The organism is Kitasatospora sp. NPDC004723 (assembly GCF_040609255.1).
In the GTDB taxonomy this organism is placed as follows: Bacteria; Actinomycetota; Actinomycetes; order Streptomycetales; family Streptomycetaceae; genus Kitasatospora.
The window spans coordinates 25,108-43,969 of the sequence record NZ_JBEXJT010000027.1 but is presented as its reverse complement, the minus strand read 5'-3'; the positions used below and the strand labels follow the sequence as shown (position 1 = coordinate 43,969).

Below are 18,862 nucleotides of genomic sequence, written 5' to 3'. Positions count from 1 at the left end.
CTGATCACATGAGCGACAACCTCCCCGCCTGCCCGAAGTGCTCCGGCGAGTACACCTACGAGATGGACGCCCTCATGGTCTGCCCGGAGTGCGGCCACGAGTGGGAGCCCGCCACCGGCGGCGGCGAGGCCGCGTCCGGCGAGCGGGTGATCAAGGACTCGGTCGGCAACGTCCTGAACGACGGCGACACCGTGACCGTCGTCAAGGCGCTCAAGGTCAAGGGCAGCGTCTCCGGCATCAAGGCCGGCACCAAGGTGCGCAACATCCGGCTGGTCGACGGCGTCGACGGCCACGACATCGACTGCCGGATCGAAGGCTTCGGCGCCATGCAGCTCAAGTCCAGCGTGGTCAAGAAGGCCTGAGGCCCTCGGCGGTGGCCGGCCGGCAGCGGTCGGCCACCGGTGCCGGGCCGGCCGTGGTGCGTCAGCAGCGGTCGGCCGGAAATCTGGCGGTCACCGGTCCGCCCGGCCGCGCCCGCTCCAGCCACACCGGCCGGCTGCCCAGCTCGGCCACCGGCGGGGTGACGTACAGCAGCCCCGGCTCCTCGCCGGGTTCGGCGGTGTCGTAGGCCCCGGCCACCACCAGCCGCAGCGCCGCGCAGACCGCCCAGTCGGGATCGGCCGCCGCACCCGCCGGGTCGAGCCGGGCGGCCAGCCCGAGCAGCGCCTCGCGCAGGGTGCCGGTGAGACGGGCGACGGGCGCGCCGTCCAGGGCGGGGTGCCCGCCGCCGTCCCGGTGGGCGGAGGCAGGGGCGGTGGCGGTGACCGGTGTCGTTGCGCTCACAGGAGTCATGCCCAGGACGCTAGGGGAGACGTCCGACAACGGCCCGCCCGACGGTGGCCGGTTCCGGGCGGTGCGTCAGTTGCCGTCCGCCGTCGGCCGGGAGCGTTCCCGGTCGAGCATCCGCAGGTGCAGCCGCTGCGGCCGCAGGACGGTGGTCAGCCGCATCGGGTGGTCGTCCGCGCGTCGGCCCGGCGCCGGCGCCGGATGCCAGCGGGCGAGCAGGGTTGCCAGCGCGATCGCCGCCTCGGCCCGGGCGTAGTCGGCGCCGAGGCACTGCCGCGGGCCGTTGGCGAACCCGGCGAACCCCCAGCGCGGCAGGGCGGCGGCCCGCTCGGGCAGCCAGCGGTCCGGGTCGAACCGGGCCGGGTCGGCGAAGATCCGCGGATTGTGGTGGGCGACGTACGGGCTGACCAGCACCTGGCTGCCGCGCGGCAGGACGCGCCCGCCCAGCTCGGTCTCACGGGCGCAGGTGCGCAGCAGCACCCAGCCGGGCGGGTAGAGCCGCAGGGCCTCCGTCAGGACCCGGGTGGTGGCGGACAGCCGCGGCAGGTCGCCCCACCCGGCGGGCCCACCGTCCGGCAGCACGGCGTCGACCTCCGCCCGTACGGCGGCCAGGGCCTCCGGGTGGGCCGTCAACAGCCGCATTGTCCAGGAGAGTTGCGAGGCGGTGGTCTCGGTGCCGGCCAGCAGCATGGCGACCACCTGGTCGTGCAGCTCGGCATCGGAGAGCGTCGAGCCGTCCTCGTCGCGGGCGGCGACGAGCCCGGCCAGCAGGTCGGTGCGGCCCGGGCCGTGCGCGCGGTGGTCGCGCACCAGGTCGGCGACGGTCTGCCGCAGCGTACGGACCGCCCTCCGGTAGCCGGGGCCCGCGGGCAGCATCCAGAGCCGCCGCAGCGCCCCGGCGAAGGCGGTCTCGAAGGAGCGCTGCAGCCGCTCGGCGAGCGCGTCCGGCACCTCGGTGCCGAGCAGCGTGCGGGTCACCACCCGCAGGGTGAAGCGGTAGCAGGCGGGGAAGACGTCCACCACCTCGCCGTGCCGCCAGGAGCCGGCCAGCAGCGCCGCCTCCCGGCTCATCACCTCGGCGTAGGCGGCCAGCCGTTCGGGCCGGAACTCCGGTTGCAGCATCCGGCGTTGGCGCCGGTGGTCGGGGTGGGCGCAGGTGGGCAGCCCGTTGCCGAGGATCTCCCGGAAGCGGCCGTAGATCGGCCCGCCCTTGTCGAACGTGCGGTCGTCGGCGTACACCTGCCGCAGCAGCTCCGGATGGCAGGGCACCACCAGCCGGTACGTCCCCAGCCGGATCTCCACCAGGTCGCCGTACGCGTGCAGCCGCCCCAGGAACCGCGCCGGGTCCCGGGCCAGCACGGGCAGGTGCCCGAGCACCGGCACCGCCCCGGGCAGCTTTCCGTGCACATAGGTCGTGGTCGCGGAACCCCGCGCTGACGAGGACACAGCAGCAGGGTAGGCGCACCGGAGAGCGGCGGACAACCGGCGTACGCCCACCCGCCCGCGCGCTCGGCCGGACGGGGGACCGGCGGCGGCCGGAACGCGAAACCCCCTTCCCGGCGGGTCGATGGCCCGGTACCGCTCCGGAGAAGTCCCCGGGCGGAGTTGAGTACCGGTACTCAGGCGAACGGCGCCCCGGGGCGGGGAGGATCGCCGGTATGACCAGCGATCAGACGGCCCGCGCCAGCGCCCGGCAGGGCCGGACCGCGACCGGGTGGACGTTCACCTCGTTCGGAGCGGGCGGGGCGGTGACGGCGGGATGATCTGGGGACGTGGCGGCCCGGGACGCATCCCGCTCACGGACACCGGGGCGATCCAATGCCCGGGCCTCGCCCATGTGACGGTCGGCGACCGGGACCCGGACCAGGACGACGCCGACCGGGACGGCGCCCGTGCCCCCGACACTCCCGGCGAGCCGTCCTCCCCCGCGAAGGGGCGCCGGTCCAGGCGCTGAACGACGCGGCGAGCGGGTCGGCGCCCCTACCCCGCCGATGGCGCCTCCTCGGGGATCCGGCGGGCCCTGATCCGGCCGAACGCCTCCCGGGGCGTACGGAAGAGGGGGAACCAGCGCTCCCCGAATCCGTCCCCGAGGGCCAGACCCTCCAGCGAGTCACGAGTGGCCGGCGGAAGTCGATGTCGTCGCCCCATCCTCCCAGGACCCGCCAGGGGCCGTCTGCGGGGCGCCGAACGGCACCGCGCCCCGCACCGCGCACGCGAGCCGCGCCGGTCAGTCGCGCCCGCGGACCAGCAGCGCGGCCGAACTCGGGTCGCCGACGCGCTTCGCCGCCGCCCCCTTGAGCACACTCAGCGCGGCCGGCAGCGCGGCCACCGCTGCCGCCTTGAGCGCACCGATCGAGGTCAGGTCGAAGTTGTCGGCCAGCAGCAGGCCCAGGAACGTCACGGCGTAGGTGGCGAGGGTGCGCTCGGTCAGGTCGATGATGAACGTCCGCATGGTCAGGACTCCTTGCACGATGGAGACGATCAGGTGCGTGGTCGCGGAGCACTCGGTTCGGGCAGTTCGTCGAGGGACGGTGTCGTTGGCCGGAGGACCTGCGGGTGCGGCGACTCACCGCCCCTGCTGTACACGTTCGGACCCACCCGTTCGGAGGACGGCCTCGGTGCGCATCCGAAGAAATCCGAAGAGTCTGACGGCGGGCAACAGACGGGAAAGCCCCTGCGACCGACCTGACGGTCGGTCGCAGGGGCCGGTCCTCCACCGGGAGCCGGTGCTACGCCGCGAGCGGACGCAGCGCCACCTCCCAGGCGCGGAACTTCAACCGGAGCGAAGGTGCCTGGACCTCGAAGACCGGTGGCAGCTCTGCGCCGTACTCGTAGTAGGTGATCGAGTCGATCCCCTCCGGCTCGTCATCGGGCTGACCGTGCCAGCCGTCCGAACTCGTCACGGTCTGCTGCATGACCAGCTCACCGACGTCGTGGAACTCCAGCGCGAAGCGCCCACGGGCCGGGTGTCCGAACTCCAGCCGCACGGTCGACTTCGGGTAGCCCAGCATGGCGACCCCGAGCAGTCCGAAGTCGTTGTGGAGATCGAGGAAGCCGCCGTCCGGGAGATCGACGTCCGAGTAGTCACCCGGGGCCTCCCACTGCTTCAGGCTGGTGAATCGCGCTCTCACTTCTTCTTCCTCGCCTCCTTCTTCAGGTAACGCTGCACCTTGTGGATGTCACGCCAGCCCATCGGGCTGGTGGCGTTCCGGTCGAACTTGCCCCAGCCGCTCGGCGCCCGGGAGTTGGGGTAGCTCGGCACCTTGTGCGGCGTCGGGACCTTCTGGCTCTTTCCGCCGCCGAGCTTAATGGTGTGGGTCGCACCACGAAGATCCCACTGCCACCTGGTCTTCTTGCCCGTGTAGAACACCCGGCTTCTGCCGCCGTTGTACTTGTCCGCCAACTTGCTGGCGTACCGGGCCTTCGCCTCGTAGTTCTGGATCCGCGCGTACCGGTAGACCACCTTGGCCTTCTGCACCACCTGCGCGGCCTTCGTGGCGGCCCGGGTGCACTTGATCCCGACCGCCACCGCCTTCACCACGGGGCCGGCACCGACCGTCTGTGCGACGGCCGTGACGGCCATCTCGGCGGCCTTCGCCCAGTTGCCGGTCGCGGCGTAGGAGACGGCCGAGACCGTCGCCGCGATCGCGCCCACCGGACCGGGGATGTTGGAAGCGACCTCGGCGACCTTGGCGACCACCTCGACCGTCTTCTTCAGCCACTTGGGCATGCCCCAGTTGCCGTCGAGGTCGGTGCAGTTGACCGGGTCGCCGGTGCAGTAGTCGTAGGCGCTGGCGTTGCCGCCGGGCACCGGGTCGATCTGCAGGAAGCGGCCCAGCGCCGGGCTGTAGAGGCGGGCACCCATGAGGATGTCGCCGTCCTGGGCCTCGGCGGAGCGCTGCTTGCCGCCCAGCCAGCCGTAGCGAACCGCTTCCTGGCCGTCCTGCGGGATGCCGAACTCGTCGAAGTCCAGCACCTTGGGTGTGGTCAGCGCGGTGTCGGTGGTGATGACGACGGAGCCGAACAGGTTGGTGAGCTGGAGCTGGACATCACCCGTCCTGCTGGTCGTGGCGACCAGGTCGGAGTCGGGGCCCGAGACGTTGCGGGTGAGGGTGCCCTGGGTGGTGTCCTCGATCGTCCAGCGGACCTCGTCGCTGTCGTCGCCGTAGTGGTTCAGCTTCGACGTGGCGTTGGCCCACGTACCGTCGGCCTGCTTCTTGCTGGTGGTGAACGCGGTCAGGCGGTGGGCGGCGTCGACGGCCCACTCCTGCTTGGTGTCCCCCTTCTCCTGGGCGGCGACCCGGTCGTTGGCCCAGTAGGTGTTGGTCGCGCCGGTCGCGGTCTTCACCGTGCGCCCGAAGGCGTCGTAGACGAAGCCCGCATCCGTCAGGCGGTCGGCGCTGTCGTACGTGTGGTTCTCGGCGACCGCCCCGGCCGTGCTGCACTCGCCGGCTTCGCCGCGCGGGGCGGTCGACTTCGACAGGCGGTTGGAGTGGGCGTCGAAGGCGTACTGGCGGGTGACGCAGCCGGTGGCGACCGTGGACTGCTCGGCCTTCACCAGCCGGCCGAGCCGGTCGTACTGGTAGGAGCGGGTGGCGGTGGAGCTGGTGTCCTTGGCCACCTGGCCCTGGGTGGAGATGTCGGCGCTCTGCGCCCAGATGACCTTGTTGTCGGAGGTCCGGGTGTAGGTGCGGCTGGTGGCCTCGCCGACGGCGTTGGTGGTGTCCTTGCGGACGATCCCGCCGGGGTAGGTCTGCTCGACGAGCTGGCCGTCCGGACCGTACTTGGCGGTGAACTCACCCGCGACGCTGTCGTTGACCGAGGTGACCAGTCCGCGCGGCTCCTTCGCGCGGTCGTAGGTGTAGGTGGTGAACCCGGTCGGGTCACTGACCTTCACCGGCTTGCCGAACTTGTCGAACTCCGAGGTGGTGGTGCCGCCGTCGGCGTCCGTGTAGGAGATCAGCCGACCCAGCGAATCGAGCACACGCACGAGTGACTTGCCGCCGGCGGTCGTCTTCACGATGTCGCCGGTGGCCGGGTCGTACTCGGTGGTGACCTTCGGCAGCGGCTTGCCCTCGTCCGAGGTGATCTCGGTGGAGGTGATCCGGTCCGCGCCGTCGTACGTGGTGACCGTCTTGCGGGACTTGCCCGCGTTGGTCTCGGTCGTCTCCTCCGGCTCACCGAACGGCGAGTAGCGGGTGACCCGCTTCACCGGCAGCGTGGTCGGCATCCGCGTCGCGTCCGCACCGGTGATCGCACCGCCCGGCCCGGTGACACAGGGCAGACCCGCCCACTCGGGACGGTTGGCGCACAGGGCGTCGTCCGGGTTGGCGCCGGCGGTGTAGAACACCGACTTCACCGTCCCGGCGTCCGAACCGTTCGAACCCGGCTTACGGGATTCGAGAGCCCGCCCGGAGGCGTCGAACTTGACCGTGGACGTCAGCTTCGCGCCCAGCGCGTCGGTGGTCACCGACGTCGCGGTCTTCAGCACCCAGCCCGACGTCCCGCCGATCGGCGTGTCGTACCCGGTCCTGGTGACCCGCAGCTCGACGTCGTCGGCGTAACCCTCGATCCGGGCACCGTCCGTGGCCGTGGTGACCAGGTGGTAGGCCTTGCCGTCCGGCTTCCCCTCGTCGTAGGTGCTGGTGTTGTGGTCCCGCGCCACCACCGACGTGCCGGCGGCGAGCGAGGGGTTGACCGTCGTCTTGGTCAGCGTGAGGGTGTCGATGCCCGCCTGGAAGTACGGCGAGCCGGCCGCCGGGTTGGTGCCGGTGACGACCAGGTCGAGCTGGTGGTCGCCGCGGGCCAGCTGCACCGGGGCGCCGGCGGACCACGGGGTGGTGGTGACGCCGTTGTTGTAGCCGTCGAAGCTGCCGGTGACGTCGGTGCCGTCGAGAACGAACTTGACGATGCCGTAGTCGATGGCCTTGGTCATCTTGGCGGAGAGCAGGTACTTGCCCTCCTCCGGGACGGTGACCCGGAACGAGGCGCTGTCGCCGGCCTTCTTGCCGAGGAGCATCACCTGGGCGTTGCCGGACCAGCCGCCTCCGCCGACCCAGCTGCCGTCGCCGTTCTGGGTGATGACCTGGGCGGTCGTACCGAGGCGGGGCATGCTTTCGCCCTCGACCGTGACGGTCGCCGGGTTGGTGCCGGCGGCGATGTCCTCGGCGAGGCTGGCGCGGTAGAGCGGGCCGAGGGTCTCCAGGACGTCGAGGCCGTCGGCGGTGTAGGTGGTGCGGGAGTCGAGCAGCCGGGCCCGGTCCGCGGACGCGGCGGGCAGGCCGAGCTCCTCGACGAACCGCGCGGTCTCCGGGTGGGTCCCCAGCGCGATCGCCCGGTTGGTGGCCTCCAGGGAACGGACGGCGTGGCCGTAGCGGTCGTACTCGGTGGTGTCGATGTCACCCCCGGGAGTGACCGATGGGCTCGCCGTGTTGACCTCGTTGCCGGAGGCGTTGAGGTAGTGCACCGCGGCCGGCTTGTAGCCGTCCTTGCCCGGCTTGACCGCCGTGGCGGTGTTGGTGCCCGGGTCGTCCTCCGGTCCGAACACGGCGGTGGCGTCGGTGGGAGCGTCCAGCTGCGCCCACTTGGCGACGTCCGCACCCGCGAGGTCGTACGGACCGCCCGCGCCGACCGTCAGCGGCACCTCGTAGACGACGCTGGTCGCGACCTCACCGCTGACCTGGTCCTTGCTGCCCTGGGCGAGAGAGGCCCGGCGGACCTTCAGCAGGCGCCCCGGGTCCTGGTCGGCCGCGGCCTTGCCGTAGTCGAAGTTCCACGGCAGCTCACCCGCGGCACCGATCCGGGTGACCCGGCCGTCGGCGTCGTAGCTGTAGGTGGTCTTCAGCGGCTGCGCCAGACGCGGGTCCCAGACCTGCACCAGCCGGCCGCGCTCGTCGTACGCGTAGTGCGCGACCTCGACGGCCTCCTGCTTGGACGTGACCGGGTTCCACGACCACGCCTTCACCGAGCGGATCCGGTCGGTGAAGTCACCGGGGGTCCCGGCCACCGCCGTCGTGGTGACGGCGTAGTCGTAGTCCATCGCCTCGCAGCCGCGCGGCAGCGCACCGGCCAGGCAGCCGCCCGCGTCGTCCACGCCGGGCTCCACCGTCGGGACGGCGCGCTTGGGCAGCACCCGGCCGTCGGTGACGTCGTAGACGTAGCGGGTGGTGGAGGCCGCCTCGGGACCCGTCTCGCTCTGGACCTGGAACTCGCTCGTGCCGAGGCCGCGGGCGAAGACCGTGACGCTGCCGTCGAGGTCGGCCAGCTTGTAGGTGGTACCGGAGTTGGCCGGGGTCCACTTCTGGTTGGGACCGCCGTGGCACCAGTGCAGCGTGACCTGGGTGCCCTGACCGCCGGAGTCCGGGGCGTCGAGGCACTTGCCGGAGTTGGCGTTCATCAGACTGCCGTCCGGGCGGACCTCCCACTGCTGGGCGCCGGTGCCGTTGCACTCCCACAGCTGGATCTTGGTGTAGTCCGCGGTGGAGGAGTTCGGGACGTCCAGGCACTTGCCGAGCGCGGAGACCGAGCCCTTGTCACCCAGGATCCACTGCTGCGCAGCGGAGGTGTTGCAGTCCCAGGTCTGGATGGCGGTGCCGTTGGCGGTGTTGGAGCCGTTGACGTCCAGGCAGCGTCCGGTGGTCGGCGTGGTGATCAGGCCGGCCACGGCGGGCTGGGCGGTCAGGGTCAGCGACTCCGCGCCCGGCTCCGGGAAGAAGGTTCCGTCGGAGCCCTTGGCGAAGGTGAGCGAGGTGTCGTCGTTGCCCTTGATCTCCGCGAGGTCGGACTCGGGGAAGGTCAGCGAGCGGTAGTCGGAACCGGTTCCCGCGTCCGGGCCGCCGGACCACTGCGGACCGAACGGCGCGACGATCTCCTTGAGCGACAGATCGTCGAAGAAGACCTCCTTGCCGCCCCCGGAGAACCCGTTGTAGAGGCGGAAGAACGCCTCGGTGGCACCCTGCGGGACGGCCATGTCGACCGTCAGCTGCTGCCAGCCGTCGGTGAACCCGGCCTTCGCGGAGGTCACCTGGGCGTAGCCGGCCGAGGTCCTGGTGAAGCCGGCCAGACGCAGGCCGCGGTCCGCGTAGTCGGGGTTCAGACCGGTGCCGGCCGGGACGAAGATCCAGCCGGTGAGCCGGTAGGTCTTGCCGGGCTTCATGCCCATGGCCATCGAGTTGTCACCGATGGCGGCGTACGAGTCCTGGCCGGTGGCGACGATGCGCAGCGAGTCGGTGCTGTTGTCGTGGCCGCGGGCGGTGGAGCGCTCGATGGTGGCCTGTCCGGCGGAGAAGCCGTTGGTGTCGAAGCCGACCTGTCGCTGGTTGGCCGTCAGGCGCTCGCCCTGGGGCTGCCAGCCGCGCCCGAGGTCGCGCGAGGAGGAGGAGCGCTTCACCGAGACGCCGAACTCGTCGGCGTCGGTGACGTCGACCGAGTAGTCACCGGTCAGCAGGTTGACCGAGCCGGGGCCGATCCCGGTGCCGGCCGCGCCGTCGGCGTTGCGGTCGACGGTGATGGTGTTCCAGGCGGTCGCGTAGCCGTTGCCGGAGCCGTCCTGCGGGAAGAGCAGGGCGCGGATCTGGACGACGCCGCCGACGTTGCCGAGGGTGTCGACGACCGTCCAGTTGGCGTGCGGGCCGAGGTCGGCCAGCAGCGGCTTGGGGTCGGTGACGGGGGTGTTGTCGGCCTTGGCCAGATTGGCGAGCGGCACGTTGTACTCGGTCGCGCCGGGGCCGCGCCGGTACTGGTAGACCACCCGCTTGTACTGGGTCTGGGCGTCGACCTGCAGCTTGACGCGCTTGGCGGCCTGACTGCCGTCGATGGGGGAGACCAGCCCGGCCTGGCCGACCGAGAAGGAGTAGACGGTCGGGTCGGACAGGTTGCCCGCCCGGTCCTTCGACTGGACCTTCAGGGTGTGGTGGCCGTCGGTGGCCGGGGTGATGGTGGCGTTCGCCGCGCCGGTGGCGTCGACGGTCACCGCAGCGGCGCCGTCGAGGCTGTGGACGAAGGCGATCTGGTCGGTGACCCCGCCGGCCGGGGTGAAGGTGAAGGTGCCGGCCTGTCCGGCGGCGCCGTGCCACAGGCCGTCCGACGGGTAGGAGGCGGAGCTGACGAACGGTGCGCCGGGCTTCACCGTGTCCGCGATCACCGTGACGCTGGGCGTCCAACCGGAGTTGACCCGGCCGTCCCAGAGCCGCGAGCCGATCGAGTAGGACACGCCCTCGTCGAGCCGGGTCAGGCCGAAGTCGCTCGGCCGGGCCTGCAGGTAGCTGCCGTTGGGGCCCTGCTTGTAGGCGCGCTTGACGAAGACGCCTTCGCGGTACAGGTCGAAGTCGGCGCCGACGTCACCGCCGTCCGGGTCGTTGGCCAGCACCTGGAAGACCGGGGTGGCGGAGGAGGTGTAGCGCGGGTTGCCCTGCTGGGAGGGCAGCACGTCGACCGTCGACGGGGTCGGCGGCACCGTGTTGTAGGTGATCGACAGGAACGGGGAGTGGGCTCCCTCGGACGACTCGAACTTCTTCCAGCCGTAGGAGTCGTTCTCGTCGGCGGCCTTCAGGCCGAGCGCGTAGGTGCTCGCGCCCATGCCGGCCCAGGCCTGGACCAGGCCGGTGACGTCCGCGCCCGCCCACCAGCCGCCGCTGGAGTTGTAGCAGTCGTACGAGTCGCCGTCGCCCGCGATGTCCCAGGTCTCGCTGGATTCCCCGTACTTGGAGATCAGGCCGGGCTGGTTGCTCCACCTGCTGCCGGTGCTCGCGTACTGGGCCGCCCAGACCTCCCACTTGCGGGGGCTGCAGGAGAAGGAGTGGAAGTTGGCCAGGTACAGCTTGGCGTTGATGATCTGCTTCCCGTTGAACCCGCCGCCCGGGAAGTGCAGGAACGAACGGGCTTTGACGGCGCCGCCGTTGTACGTGCCGACCTTCAGCTCGGTGGCCGAGGACTGGTCGGTGTTGTAGTCGGTCTGGACGAAGGTGTCGAAGTTCGTGCCGACGTCGACCACCGGGTCGATGGTCACCGGGAACGACGTGCCCGGGTCGGTCAGGAACGCGGGGTCCGCGCTGAAGACGAGTTCGGCGCCCGCGCCCTCGCCGCGCAGCTCCATCGACACCGCGCCGCGGTGCAGGTGCTCGCCGGACTTCTCGTCCACGGCGGCGTCCCACATCACCGGGGCGGGGATCCGCACGGTGGGCTTGCCGCCCGCCGTGTCGGTGAGGTGGATCGAGCCGTCCTCCTGGCGCTCCACCCGGTAGCCGGTGGTGTCCAGCGGCAGCGTCAGCGTGCCGGCCTGGGACACCGCGTCGCGGTTCTTGACGATCAGGTACTGCTCGAAGCCGGTGCGGGTGGCCTCCAGCACCAGGTCCACGCCCGGGCGGGCGTCCGTGTAGGTGGCGGTGGAGCCGGAGAGCGTCGGCTTGGGCAGCTTGCCCAGCCAGCCCAGCTCGACCTGCCGGTCACCGGAGCCGACCTTCACCAGGTCCCGCTCGGCCGGAGTCGGGGCCTGCGCCGGAGCCGGGGCCTGCGGGTCGGCCGCCGGGGCGGCGAGCGGGGCGGCGGCGCTGCGGGGGGCCCGCGCGCTCGCGGCCACGCCCGCGGTCGGCGACGCGTCGGCCGGCGGCAGCGGGTCGCCGACCTTCACCGAGGCGTCGCCGCCGGAGAACACCAGGCCCTCCGGGTGCGCCTTGGGCGCGACCTTCCCGTCGGGGGTCTCCACCAGTGTGGTGTCGACGGGCACCCACGCCTCGCCGACCTTCATCCGGATCGGGCCGGTCGACAGCTCCTGGCTGAGGGTGCCGTCCGGGTTGGCCCACAGGGTGAGGGTCTCGGTCCGGGCCCCGGTCACCTCGATCCGCCGGTTGTTCATCCGCGCCGCCAGCAGCGCCGACGCCTGGTCGGGTGCCTCCGTCACCGAGGAGGCGGTGGACCGGGCGGGCTGGGCGGGCTCAGCGGCTGCCGGGGGCGCGGTCAGCCCGTTGAGCGCCACCCCGGTCTCCACCAAGAGACCGAGAGCGGCGAGCACGGCTATTCGCCGGGCTCTGCGCGTAGTGAAGGCCCCACCTGCGAACGCAGATGAGGCCTGGGACTTCCGTAGCAACGCTACTCCCAAGGGATCGTCGTCTTTGAATCCGACCTGATGAGGGATCAGGAGAATAAAGATCTCATAAGGAGGAGATGAGAAACTCATGAGGTTTGTATCGATCTGAACACGAACCGGGTGACGGATCGCCAGGTATTCAGGCGATCTCCGCAGTCTCTTCGATTACAGAAAAATCAGACATAAGTGCTTCATTCAGGGCAATTTTGATGCAATGTCAGAGTGATGAAGGGGGGGATGGGGACGGTCGGAAAGGTATCGGTGAGGGAGGGGCGTGGACGCCGGGCGCGGACGGTCGAGCGTCGTTGTCGGACCCCGCCGCTGGGTTGAATCCACCGAACCGGAAGGTGGGGGAGCTAAGCGACTCTCCTCCCCCCGGGGTGCCCCCTCGCCGGTCGTCGTCCACCGGCGCGAGCAGGAGCGGTGCTGGAAAGCCGGCCGTGACCCCTTCACCGGCGAACCCGGCCCCTACGCGGACCGGTTCCCGCGCCGACCCCGGCGGGCGGCCCTTCCGGCGGTACGCTGGCAGCCGCCGTCCAGTAGGGAGCGTCCGGGAACGTGTTCGTGAAGATCTGTGGTCTCAGCACCGCGGCGGACGTCGCCGCCGCGGTGGAAGCCGGCGCCGACGCGATCGGGTTCGTGCTCACCGAGAGCCCGCGCCGGGTGTCGCCGGAGCTGGCGCGGGAACTGGCGGACGCGGTGCCCGAGGGCGTCCTGACGGTGGGCGTGTTCCGGGAGGAACCGGCCGAGTACGTGCGGGCCGCCGTCCGCGCCACCGGCGTGCGAGCGGTGCAGCTGCACGGAAACCACCCGGCCGCCGCCTTCGCCGAGCTGTCCGACCTGGGCCTGCCGCTGATCCGGGCCACCTCGGCCGCGGCGGCGGCCGGCGCCGATTCCGGGGACTTCGGCGAGGACCTGCTGCTGCTCGACGCGCCGGTGGCGGGCGCCGGGGAACCGTGGGACTGGTCCGCGCTGGGCGCGAAGCCGCCCGCCGGCCGGTGGCTGCTGGCCGGCGGGCTGAGCCCGGCGAACGTCGCCGACGCGATCGCGGTCGCCAGGCCGTGGGGCGTGGACGTCTCCAGCGGTGTCGAGGCGCGGCGCGGGGTCAAGGACCCGGCGCTGATCGCCGACTTCCTGCGCGCCGCCAAGTCCGGCTGACGGCGGGACCGGCCGGGGAGGGGCGGGGAGGGACGGGTAGGGCGGTGGTGCCGGCCGGGTTGCCGAGCTGCTCCCCGTGCCCGGCCCGGCTCCTCGGCCTACCGTGGAAGGACCCGGCCGAAGGGCTGCGCACCGCGATCCCGTGAGGAAGGTGAGCCGCATGTGTCGCTGGCTGGCCTATTCCGGTTCCCCGATCATCCTGGAGGAACTGCTCTACAAGCCCGAACACTCGCTGATCGATCAGAGCCTGCACGCCAGGATGGGCGTGGAGACGACCAACGGCGACGGGTTCGGCATCGGGTGGTACCCCGCCGATCACGGCGAGCCCGACCGCGTCGCGGAACCGGCGGTCGTCCGGGGGACCGGGCCCGCCTGGAGCGACCGGAACCTGCGCGAGCTGGCACACTGCGTGCGCTCACCGATGTTCGTCGCCCACATCCGTGCCTCCACCGGCACCGCCGTGCAGCAGACCAACTGCCACCCCTTCCGGTACGGGCAGTGGCTCTGGATGCACAACGGGGCGATCCACGACTTCCCCAGACTCAAGCGCGACCTGGTGCTCGCCGTGGATCCTTCCCTCTACCCCTCCATCGAGGGCTCGACCGATTCTGAGCTGATGTTCCACCTGGCGCTCACCTTCGGGCTGCGGGACGACGTGCCCGGCGCCGTCGAGCGCATGGCCGGCTTCGTCGAGGCGACCGCGGCCCGGCACGGCGTCACCGAGCCCCTGCAGATGACGGTGGCCGTTTCCGAGGGCACGCAGCTGTGGGCGTTCCGCTATTCGAGCGCGCGCGCCTCGCGGTCGCTGTTCTTCAGCACCAGCGTCCAGGCGCTGCGCGCCCTGCACCCGGACAACCCCGTCCTGCAACGGGCCTCCGAGGAGACCCGCATCATCGTCTCCGAGCCACTGGGCGACCTGCCCGGGGCCTGGAACCCCGTCCCCGAGTCGAGCTACGCCGTCGTGCGGGAAGGGCACGATTCGATCCGCGCGTTCAGGCCGCAGATCGGCGCGCGGTGAGACGCGGGCGCGGGCGGTGCCGCCGCGCCCCACCGTGCCCCGCCCTGCCGCGCCCGGGACTCCTCGGGCTGCCCTGGAACGGCCGCGCCGTCGGTCACCCCGTCAGCAGCGCCTCGCGGAGGAACCGGAGGATTTCGGCCCGGGCCGCGACGGCCTGCGGCTCGATGCCGGGCAGGGTGAGGAACGCGTGCTGCGCGCCCGGGTACTCGGAGAGCCGCACGGGCGTGCCGGCCGCGCCCAGCCGCTCGGCGTAGCGGCGGCCGTGGTCGGCGACCGCGTCCCGGGTGGGCACCACCACCAGCGCCGGGGCCAGTCCGCCGAGGTCGTCCGCGTGCAGTGGCGAGAACGCGCGGGCATCGGTTCCCGGCGGGGCGGCGAGCCGCTGGAAGAACTCCAGGAGCGGCAGGGCCCGGCTCGGGCTGTACGCGTACTCGGCGACGGAGGCGTGCTCGAACATCGCCGCGGTCACGTCGGTCACGGGGTTGACCAGGACCTGCGCCTTGAGCTCCACGCCGGCTTCCCGGGCCCGGACGGCCGTCAGGGCGCTGATGAGCCCGCCGCAGCTCTCACCGAGGACGGCCGTGCGCACCGGGTCGATGCCCCACTGTGCGGCGTGCCGCAGCAGGTGGTCCAGTACCTCCCGGCCGTCGTCGGCGGCGTCCGCGATCGGACTGTCGGGGGACGCTACGGGTCCGGCGGCACTGGATCACGGATGGTGATGGAGGAGGTGCTGCAGGCCCTACGCGCCTCCGGCCTGCCCGACGAGGAGGTCCCGGTGCAGTACCACCGCCTCGTGACCCTCCTCGCCGCGCTGATCTCCTCCGAGGCGGGCATCAGCACCATCACCCCGGAGGAGTACGAACAGGGCGTGGAGCAGTTCCGCGTCGCGGTGCTCGGCGCCGACCCCGAACGCTTCCCGGCGCCGGCCCACTACGCCCGCGACCTCCGCCCCCTCGGCGCCGACCGCCGGGCCGTCCTCGAGGACGTCCTCGCCGCCCACCTCGCCCACATCGAGGCGCGGATCGTCTGACCTGCGGGATCGCGGGGCGCTCGTGGTGCCCTCGGGTTGTGCCGGGCTGTGCCGGATTGTGCCGTGCTGGTCAGGAGGGCGAGTCGGCGGGCTTCTCCAGGCCGTGGGAGGTCACCAGGTGGGCGGTGCCGTCGGCCAGGCGGTAGGAGATCCCGATCACGGCGGTGGTACCGGCGGCGACGGCCTCGGCGAGGGTCCGCGAGCGCTCCAGGAGCAGGTCGACGGTGTGCTCGATGTGGGTGTCGATGAAGTCGGAGTTCTCCGTGTAGCCGGCCGCGCGGGCCGCCAGCACGCTGGGCGTCACGCGCTCGATCACGTCGCGCACGTAGCCGGTGGCGGTCGCGCCCTCCTCGACGGCGGCACGCGTGGCGGCGACGGCGCCGCAGGAGTCGTGGCCGAGGACGACGACCAGCGGGCTGCCGAGCACGCTGATGCCGTACTCGATGCTGCCGAGCACCTCCGCGCCGACGACGTGCCCGGCGGTGCGGACCACGAACAGGTCGCCCAGGCCCTGGTCGAAGATGATCTCCGCGGCCAGGCGGGAGTCGGAGCAGCCGAACAGGACCGCGAACGGGCTCTGGGCGGGGGCGGTGGCGGCCCGCCGGGCAGCGTCCTGGTTGGGGTGCTCGGGGGCGCCCGCCGTGAAGCGGCGGTTGCCGGCCAGCAGGGTCTCCAGGGCGGTGTGGACAGTCATTCGATCGCCGGTCATGGTGGCAAGCCTAGGGTGGGGCACCGGGGCCCGGCAGCACCGGGGGGCCCGTGCGGGGTCTGCGTGGGGTCGGTGCGGGGTCGGTGCGGGGGTCGGGGCTCGAATGCGGGCCGCGCCCCGGATTGCACCCGGTCAGGTGAACTTCCCGGGCGGACGCCGAACCGGGCGCGGGCGGGTTCGGCCGTGGGAACGCCCGGCGGGCCGGGTCGGGGCCGGGGCGGACTGCTGCTCGAAAACGCCGCGTTCGCCACAGGCTCGCCGAGAACCGCCCGTGTTGAACGAGCGGTTCGAACAGCGGCAGGATCCACCGCCATGGACGACACCTGGAAGACGCTCAACTCCCTTGCCCAAGGCCTTGATTCGCAATCCGCGCTGGTCGGCGAGCAGCGCTGGCTGGTGCAGATCGTGAAGCTCCAGGAGGAGGTCGGCGAGGTCGCCGAGGCGGCGATCGGGGCGCTCGGCGAGAACCCGCGCAAGGGGCGTTCCCATGACTGGGACGACGTGCGGAAGGAGGCATGCGACGTGGCGGTGACGGCGCTGGTCCTGCTGGTTCGGATGGGCGGGGACCCCCGCTGGTTCTTCGAGGAGCACGTGCGGATGGTCGCCGCCCGCGCGCAGGCGCGACCGGTCGCGCTGTAGCGACGTCCCACCTCAGCTGACCGCCAGGTCGGTCGCGCTGGTGTGGCGGCCGGACCGCCCGGCGGTGCTCGGGCTGCTGTCCTGCCCGGTGGTCTCCGGCGTCGCCGAGGCCACCGGGCTGCTCGACGGCGACGGTGTGCCGTGTCGTGCAGTGTGCCTGGGCCCGCTGCTGGCTGTGGATCGTGGACGGCTGCGCCCGCCCGGACCCGGGCAACAAGGCCGGCGCGCACGTCCGGGCGGGCCTCCGGCCTGCCGGCACATGGGCCGGCACCAGCGGGCGGCACATGTGTTCAGCCCGGGTAGGGGTTGCGCAACGCCTGTGGCAGTTGTGGGGATCTTCCGTGCCCCGGTCGGCTGTCATCGGGACTCGTCCCGGGCGAGCACCGCGCAGAGAGCCGCATCCCGTGGAACGCGCAGGACGGTGCAAGGACGGTGGCCTGGCCCGTCTCCCCGGCCGCCGGGGCCTGCGACGGCGCGGGCGATGTCAGGCTGCGCCCGGCCGCCGGCGCGGGTCCGGTCGCGGGAAAGGCCCGAGTCGGGCGGGGCCCGCGCACGGGTCCGCGTCATCGGACGCGAGAGACCGGTTCGGTGGTGCTTCCCGGGCCCTGCTTGCGGGGAGCGTCGAGGTTCGCGAGATCTGCCGCCCCTGAAGGTGACGGCCCGTGAACAGGGGGGCTAGGGGGTGGCTCGGCAGATTCGGTGCCGTTTAGCGTCTGACCTGGGCCGCGTTGACCCCTATGACCGCGAGTCGCTTGCTGACAAGCGACGTCTGAGCGGTGCCGGCCCTGCCGCAGCGATGGAGGCCGCTCGTACAAGGACGAGCGGCCTTCCACTATAACGAGAGGAAGCCATGAGCTCAGCTCCGGACGAGCCGTCAAGATGGATCCGCCGGTTCCACCCCGCCCCCGAGGACGCGCCGCGGATGATCTGCTTTCCGCACGCGGGTGGTTCCGCCAGCTACTACTTCCCGATGTCGAAGTCGCTGTCCCCGCAGGTCGAGATCCTGGCCGTGCAGTACCCGGGCCGCCAGGACCGGCGGTCCGAACCCCTGCTCGACAGCATCGGGGGTCTTGCCGACGGTGTCTTCGAGGCACTGCGCTCCTGGAGCGGCCGGCCCTTCGTGTTCTTCGGGCACAGCATGGGCGCCCTGGTCGCCTACGAGGTCGCGCGGCGCTTCCAGGAGCGTACGTCGACCGGTCCGCGATGCCTGTTCGTATCGGGCCGGCGGGCGCCCTCCCTGCACCGCCCCGGAACCGTTCACCTGCGGGACGACCCCGGATTCGTCGCGGACCTGGTACGGCTCGGCGGAACGGACCAGCGTTTCCTCCAGGACCAGGAGTTACTGGAGCTGACGCTGCCCGTGGCCCGTAGCGACTACAAGGCCGTGGAGACCTACAGCCACGCGTCAGGACCACCGTTGGAGTGCCCGATCACCGCCTTCGTCGGCGACCGCGACCCGGAGGCGTCGGTCGAGGATGTCAAGGCGTGGAGCGAGCACACGGCGGGGGGACTCGACCTGCAGGTCTTTCCCGGGGGGCACTTCTACCTCGATGCTTGCCGCGCGGAGGTGGCAGGAGCGGTCGTCGAAGCCTTGAACGAGCAGGCTCCGGCGGTGTCGGTGGAAGGGAGCGCCGGGAGATGAGATACGAGATCCTGGGGCCGCTGCGCGTGGTGGACGGCGACCACGTCCTCGCGATCGGCGCCCCCAAGAGGGAGCTCGTGCTGGGCATGCTGCTGGTGCGCTCCAACCAGGTGGTGCCGGCCGACGACCTCATCACCGAGGTGTGGGGCGACGACCCGCCGCGCCGGGCACGGGCCGCGCTGCACGTCAGCATCTCCCACCTGCGCAAGTTCCTGGCGCGGCCGGACCGCGCCGGGAACCCGATCGTCACCCAGCCCGGCGGCTACCTGCTGGACCTGTCCCGCGACGAGCTGGACGCCCACGAGTTCGTCCGGCTGGCGGAACTCGGCCGCAACCACATCAAGCAGCGGCGTTTCGAGGAGGCCGCGGCGCTGATGGAGTCGGCGCTCGGGCTGTGGCGCGGGCCGACCCGGGGTGACCTGCCGAGCGGCTCTGCCATCAGCCGGTACGTCACCTGGCTGATGGAACTGCGCCTGGGGTGCAGCGAGATGCTCGCCGACGCCCAGCTCGAACTCGGTTTCCACCGGGAGCTGGTGCCGAGTCTTTACTCGCTCACGGCCGAGCACCCGCTGCGGGAGGTCTTCTACCGGCAGCTGATGCTCGCGCTGTACCGCTCGGACCGCAAGGCGGACGCCCTCATGGTCTACCAGACGGCCCGCCGGACGCTCAACGCGGAACTCGGCCTGGAGCCGTGCCGTTCGGTCCAGGACCTCCAGCAGACCATTCTCATGGCCGACGCCCCGGCCCGGTAGCCGGCAACCGGTAGCCGGCAACCGGCAACCGGCCGCCTGACGCGC

12 protein-coding genes and 2 pseudogenes are annotated in these 18,862 nt (G+C 72.0%); 7 read left to right on the top strand and 7 right to left on the bottom strand.

The window, feature by feature from the left end; all coding sequences use genetic code 11:
* Window positions 1–8: 8 nt before the first annotated feature.
* Window positions 9–362 (top strand): zinc ribbon domain-containing protein YjdM, encoded by a 354-nt coding sequence (locus tag ABZW10_RS24040; protein ID WP_355369285.1) that lies wholly within the window; start codon window positions 9–11, stop codon window positions 360–362.
* A gap of 61 nt (window positions 363–423) precedes the next feature.
* Here the strand turns inward: ABZW10_RS24040 and ABZW10_RS24035 are convergent, their stop codons facing one another.
* The 5 genes from ABZW10_RS24035 to ABZW10_RS24015 all read right to left on the bottom strand — a co-directional run bounded on the left by ABZW10_RS24035 (window position 424) and on the right by ABZW10_RS24015 (window position 11,758).
* On the bottom strand, window positions 424–792 hold the full coding sequence (locus ABZW10_RS24035; protein WP_355369283.1) for a hypothetical protein: 369 nt from the start codon (window positions 790–792) through the stop codon (window positions 424–426).
* Between the two features lie 66 nt (window positions 793–858).
* On the bottom strand, window positions 859–2,232 hold the full coding sequence (locus tag ABZW10_RS24030; RefSeq protein WP_355369281.1) for a cytochrome P450: 1,374 nt from the start codon (window positions 2,230–2,232) through the stop codon (window positions 859–861).
* A 781-nt stretch (window positions 2,233–3,013) separates the two neighbouring features.
* A complete protein-coding gene (locus ABZW10_RS24025; protein WP_355369279.1) occupies window positions 3,014–3,238 on the bottom strand; it encodes a holin in 225 nt (74 codons plus the stop codon).
* 277 nt (window positions 3,239–3,515) lie between these two features.
* On the bottom strand, window positions 3,516–3,917 hold the full coding sequence (locus ABZW10_RS24020; protein WP_355369277.1) for a hypothetical protein: 402 nt from the start codon (window positions 3,915–3,917) through the stop codon (window positions 3,516–3,518).
* A complete protein-coding gene (locus tag ABZW10_RS24015; RefSeq protein WP_355369275.1) occupies window positions 3,914–11,758 on the bottom strand; it encodes a ricin-type beta-trefoil lectin domain protein in 7,845 nt (2,614 codons plus the stop codon). The genes ABZW10_RS24020 and ABZW10_RS24015 overlap by 4 nt, the downstream gene beginning before the upstream one ends.
* Before the next feature lie 675 nt (window positions 11,759–12,433).
* On the opposite strand from ABZW10_RS24015, the gene ABZW10_RS24010 reads away from it, so the two are divergent.
* The gene (locus ABZW10_RS24010; protein ID WP_355369273.1) at window positions 12,434–13,027 is read left to right on the top strand and encodes a phosphoribosylanthranilate isomerase; all 594 of its coding nucleotides are present in this window, start codon (window positions 12,434–12,436) and stop codon (window positions 13,025–13,027) included.
* A gap of 160 nt (window positions 13,028–13,187) precedes the next feature.
* Complete coding sequence (locus ABZW10_RS24005; RefSeq protein ID WP_355369271.1) at window positions 13,188–14,045, top strand: class II glutamine amidotransferase; 858 nt, start codon at window positions 13,188–13,190, stop codon at window positions 14,043–14,045.
* Window positions 14,046–14,139: 94 nt separating this feature from the next.
* Here ABZW10_RS24005 and ABZW10_RS24000 read toward each other — a convergent pair.
* Window positions 14,140–14,733, bottom strand: a pseudogene (locus tag ABZW10_RS24000) (alpha/beta hydrolase fold domain-containing protein); the annotation flags it as partial.
* Here ABZW10_RS24000 and ABZW10_RS23995 point away from each other — a divergent pair.
* A pseudogene (locus ABZW10_RS23995) lies at window positions 14,725–15,075 on the top strand (TetR/AcrR family transcriptional regulator); the annotation flags it as partial. The pseudogenes ABZW10_RS24000 and ABZW10_RS23995 sit on opposite strands and share 9 nt — an antisense overlap.
* A 70-nt stretch (window positions 15,076–15,145) precedes the next feature.
* Here the strand turns inward: ABZW10_RS23995 and ABZW10_RS23990 are convergent.
* Window positions 15,146–15,784, bottom strand: a complete 639-nt coding sequence (locus ABZW10_RS23990) for a carbonic anhydrase (protein WP_355369269.1) — start codon at window positions 15,782–15,784, stop codon at window positions 15,146–15,148.
* Between the two features lie 312 nt (window positions 15,785–16,096).
* On the opposite strand from ABZW10_RS23990, the gene ABZW10_RS23985 reads away from it, so the two are divergent.
* The 3 genes from ABZW10_RS23985 to ABZW10_RS23975 all read left to right on the top strand — a co-directional run bounded on the left by ABZW10_RS23985 (window position 16,097) and on the right by ABZW10_RS23975 (window position 18,817).
* Window positions 16,097–16,423, top strand: coding sequence for a MazG-like family protein (locus tag ABZW10_RS23985; RefSeq protein WP_355369267.1), 327 nt, complete (start codon window positions 16,097–16,099; stop codon window positions 16,421–16,423).
* A gap of 850 nt (window positions 16,424–17,273) precedes the next feature.
* On the top strand, window positions 17,274–18,065 hold the full coding sequence (locus tag ABZW10_RS23980; RefSeq protein ID WP_355369265.1) for an alpha/beta fold hydrolase: 792 nt from the start codon (window positions 17,274–17,276) through the stop codon (window positions 18,063–18,065).
* A complete protein-coding gene (locus ABZW10_RS23975) occupies window positions 18,062–18,817 on the top strand; it encodes an AfsR/SARP family transcriptional regulator (protein WP_355369263.1) in 756 nt (251 codons plus the stop codon). Before ABZW10_RS23980 ends, ABZW10_RS23975 begins: the two co-directional genes overlap by 4 nt.
* The last annotated feature ends 45 nt before the right edge of the window (window positions 18,818–18,862 follow it).